Annotated in this window: 3 protein-coding genes and 1 pseudogene; 3 read left to right on the forward strand and 1 reads right to left on the reverse strand. The window is 52.5% G+C overall.

The window, feature by feature from the left end:
• Positions 1-330: 330 nt before the first annotated feature.
• The 3 genes and pseudogenes from tssB to tssK all read left to right on the forward strand — a co-directional run.
• Entirely contained in the window at positions 331-828 is a 498-nt protein-coding gene (gene tssB / locus ACOTXF_RS23615; RefSeq protein WP_008501580.1) for a type VI secretion system contractile sheath small subunit, read from the forward strand.
• Positions 829-860: 32 nt separating this feature from the next.
• On the forward strand, positions 861-2405 hold the full coding sequence (gene tssC / locus ACOTXF_RS23620; RefSeq protein WP_234115418.1) for a type VI secretion system contractile sheath large subunit: 1545 nt from the start codon (positions 861-863) through the stop codon (positions 2403-2405).
• Positions 2406-2422: 17 nt separating this feature from the next.
• A pseudogene (gene tssK / locus ACOTXF_RS23625) lies at positions 2423-3697 on the forward strand (type VI secretion system baseplate subunit TssK); the annotation flags it as partial.
• Between the two features lie 16 nt (positions 3698-3713).
• Here tssK and ACOTXF_RS23630 read toward each other — a convergent pair.
• The coding region (locus tag ACOTXF_RS23630; protein ID WP_421635261.1) for an IS1 family transposase at positions 3714-3793 on the reverse strand (80 nt) is incomplete at its 5' end.

Raw genomic sequence — 3793 nt, forward strand, 5'->3', positions numbered from 1 at the left:
AGCTGAACAGGAGGGACAGCTGATAGAAACAGAAGCCACTGGCGCACCTCAAAAACACCATCATACACTAAATCAGTAAGTTGGCACCATTACCCTCTCTGGCTGCAATCCCTTCGGCGATACAAATATTCGATTTGTGAGAAAAGAGTAGTTTCTTTTTCTGAGTTGATTGAGCAATTTGCGATAATGTCTTAGTGGAAAATTCTTAAGAAAATTCTTGTGTCGGATAAATGATCTGTGTATTTGATTTTGTTCCGATCATTATTCTATTATTGCGCATCAAGAACGATACCGTGAAGTTGGCATAGCAAAACAAAGAGGGATGATTAGATGGCTGACAGTTTTCAGAACGAGGTGCCTAAGGCACGTATTAACCTGAAGCTTGACCTGCATACTGGCGGAGCAAGCAAGAAAATGGAATTACCCTTGAAATTGCTTGTTACGGGTGATTTCAGCAACGGGCAGGAATCTGCTACAATATCTGAGCGTGAAAAGATTAACATCACCAAAAATAATTTTGATAGCGTTCTTTCCGAATATTCCCCAAAAGTTAACCTGGCCGTAAAAAATACACTGTCTGACGATGGTGGTGAAGACAACATTCAGCTGACTTTCCAGAGCATGAAAGATTTCACGCCAGAGCAGGTGGCTGCCCAAATTCCGCAGCTGAAGGCGATGCTGGCGATGCGCAACTTGCTTCGCGATCTCAAAGCTAACCTGTTGGATAACCAGACTTTCCGAAAAGAGCTGGAAAAAATCGTTGTTGACCAGTCGCTTAGTGCTGAGTTGCGAAATGAACTGTCCGCACTGGCTTCAAAACAACCTTAACCATCATGCTGTTTTAACGGATTAATCAAGGAATGCTCATGTCTGTACAAAATAATATTGCTGGCGGGGAAAGCGTGGTGCTGGAACGTCCTGCTGTGGGTGGTGTATACGCCTCATTGCTTGAGAAAATCAATCTGAATCCTGTCTCCGAGCTGAGTGCGCTGGACATCTGGCAAGATGCACAGGCGATGTCCGATGCGACCGCTGACGAGCGTCTGACCGCAGGTATGCAGGTCTTTCTGGAATGCCTGACCAAGGCAGGCTCGAAAGTCGAAAAACTGGATAAAAGCCTGATCGATCACCACATCGCTGAGCTCGATTACCAGATAAGCCGCCAGCTTGACGCCGTTATGCACCATGAAGAATTTCAGGCGGTTGAGAGCCTGTGGCGCGGCGTGAAGTCGCTGGTTGATAAAACGGATTTTCGCCAGAACGTGAAAATTGAGCTTCTGAGCATGTCTAAAGAAGAGCTGCGCCAGGACTTTGAAGACAGCCCGGAAATCATCCAGAGTGGCCTGTATAAACACGCCTATATTGATGAATATGATACCCCTGGCGGCGAGCCGATTGCGGCGCTGATTTCCGCTTATGAGTTCGATGCTTCAGCGCAGGATGTCGCTCTGCTGCGCAACATCTCAAAAGTATCCGCAGCTGCACATATGCCGTTTATCGGCTCAGCAGGCCCGAAATTCTTCCTCAAGGAGTCAATGGAAGACGTCGCTGCGATTAAAGATATTGGCAACTATTTTGATCGCGCCGAGTACATCAAGTGGAAATCGTTCCGCGATACGGACGACGCTCGCTACATCGGTCTGGTGATGCCCCGCGTACTGGGACGACTGCCGTATGGCCCGGATACCGTTCCGGTTCGCAGCTTCAACTATGTCGAAGAAGTCAAAGGTCCGGATCACGAAAAATACCTGTGGACGAATGCGTCGTTTGCCTTCGCGTCCAACATGGTGCGTAGCTTTATCAATAATGGCTGGTGTGTACAGATCCGTGGCCCGCAGGCCGGCGGTGCGGTTCAGGATCTGCCTATCCATCTGTATGACCTGGGTACCGGCAATCAGGTAAAAATCCCGAGTGAAGTGATGATCCCTGAAACGCGTGAATTCGAATTCGCGAATCTGGGCTTTATTCCGTTGTCCTACTACAAAAACCGCGACTACGCCTGCTTCTTCTCAGCCAACTCCGCCCAAAAACCGGCGCTGTATGACACCGCTGATGCGATCGCCAACAGCCGCATCAACGCGCGTCTGCCGTACATCTTCCTGCTGTCGCGTATCGCCCACTACCTGAAGCTGATTCAGCGCGAGAACATCGGTACCACCAAGGATCGCCGACTGCTGGAGCTGGAGCTGAACACCTGGGTCCGCACTCTGGTAACCGAAATGACCGATCCGGGTGACGAGCTGCAGGCGTCTCATCCACTGCGTGATGCAAAAGTGGTGGTGGAAGATATTGAAGATAACCCGGGCTTCTTCCGCGTGAAATTGTATGCGATTCCGCACTTCCAGGTGGAAGGGATGGACGTCAACCTGTCGCTGGTTTCCCAGATGCCGAAAGCGAAATCGTAATAACAGGCAGGAAGCCGATGAAAACGGAACAACCGTTATGGGGTAGGGGCATTATGGTCGCTCCCCAGCATTTTCAGCAACAGGTCGCGTATGCGGCCTGGTCTGCCGAGTGTATTGCCCGGCTGGGCCTCTCCTGCCCGTGGGGGGTCATAAATGCTACCTTCGAGCCGGAAGCGCTCAGGCTTGGTCGTCTTCAGGCCCGTCATCTGCATGTCCGTTTTCAGGACGGTACGCTGATTGATACAGACAATGCTGATTCGCTGCCTCCGGTACTGTCGCTTGAAAGCGAATCGCAGGAGGTGACGGTGGTGCTGGCGCTCCCGCTACTGCGGGCGAACGGCGGCAACTGCCTGAAACCCGATGAGGTGGCCGAGCGTCCGGTGCGATATCGTCAGCGCTGGCGGGATGTACGCAATACCTTCGGGGAAGATACTCGTCAGATTGCCGTGATGCAGCCTGAACTGACGCTGCGTTTTGCCCATCAGAACAACAGCGATTATCTGACTTGTCCGGTCACCCGCCTGCAGCAAGACTCGCAGGGGACATGGCTATTGGATGAAACATTTCTTCCTCCGCTGTTGACCCTCCAGGGCAGCCGTTGGCTGGTTACCCAACTGGAACAACTACTGACACAACTGCGGGCGCGACTGTGCCGTCTGATGGCAATGCGGCGTGAAAGCAATGAGCGCATGGCTGATTTCGCCGTGGCAGATGTATCACTATTCTGGCTGCTCAACGCGCTGAACAGTGCCGAGCCCGTGCTGGGTCAGTTCCAGCGTAATCTTCAAAGCCCACCGGAACGTCTGTATCCGGAACTTTCTCGCCTTGCGGGGAGCCTGCTGACCTTTTCCCTGGAACATCAGGTGAGCGCCATACCGGCCTGGCATCACGAGCAACTCAATGCGGTATTTCCACCGCTGTTTGATTTGCTTGGCGATCTGCTTGAAGCCAGCCTGCCGTCACGCGTGGTGGCCCTGGCACTCGACTATGACCCACGGCTGCACTTCTGGCAGGCTCGCCTGCATGACCCGCGTCTGCGCGAAGGGGCTGATTACTATCTTTCTGTGCGCTCACCGATTCCGGTGGCGCAACTGCAGGAGCAGTTTCCGCGCCAGTGTAAGGTGGGCAGCCCTGACCATGTGCGCGGGATCGTCAACTCTTCCCGCGTGGGCGTGCCGCTGACGCCGCTGCGCCATGTGCCAGCCGCCATTCCACTGCGTCTGGAAAATCAGTATTTCAGTCTCGATCTCTCCCATCCTCTGGCGACTGAAATGCTCCAGAGTGGGACATGTAGGTAATGACTCCAACTTACTGATAGTGTTTTATGTTCAGATAATGCCCGACGACTTTGTCATGCAGCTCCACCGATTTTGAGAACGACAGTGACT

Source organism: Enterobacter cloacae complex sp. IR53041, from assembly GCF_049238285.1.
In the GTDB taxonomy this organism is placed as follows: domain Bacteria; phylum Pseudomonadota; class Gammaproteobacteria; order Enterobacterales; family Enterobacteriaceae; genus Enterobacter; species Enterobacter roggenkampii.

What these genes read in the sequence shown, in the direction of transcription:
- tssB (WP_008501580.1), top strand. Translation starts at nt 331, where the DNA reads ATGGCTGACAGTTTTCAGAACGAGGTGCCTAAGGCACGTATTAACCTG.
- tssC (WP_234115418.1), top strand. Translation starts at nt 861, where the DNA reads ATGCTCATGTCTGTACAAAATAATATTGCTGGCGGGGAAAGCGTGGTG.